Below are 219 nucleotides of genomic sequence, written 5' to 3'. Positions count from 1 at the left end.
GCGCACGCCTGATAAGCGTGAGGTCGATGGTTCGAGTCCATTTAGGCCCATCAAAATGTAGTCATACATTTGGGGAAGTACTCAAGTGGCTGAAGAGGCGCCCCTGCTAAGGGTGTAGGTCGGGAAACCGGCGCGAGGGTTCAAATCCCTCCTTCTCCGTTTTTTATTGGTCCGTTGGTCAAGTGGTTAAGACACCGCCCTTTCACGGCGGTAACACGG

1 tRNA gene is annotated in these 219 nt (G+C 53.9%); it reads left to right on the top strand.

Features of this window, described 5'->3' with window-relative positions:
* The first annotated feature begins 71 nt into the window (after window positions 1-71).
* Window positions 72-159, top strand: a tRNA-Ser gene (locus tag IAE45_RS18785).
* Window positions 160-219: the final 60 nt, after the last annotated feature.

The sequence above is a fragment of the Enterococcus sp. S53 genome, from assembly GCF_016516865.1.
In the GTDB taxonomy this organism is placed as follows: domain Bacteria; phylum Bacillota; class Bacilli; order Lactobacillales; family Enterococcaceae; genus Enterococcus_D; species Enterococcus_D innesii.
This window is presented reverse-complemented; position numbering and strand designations above follow the sequence as displayed.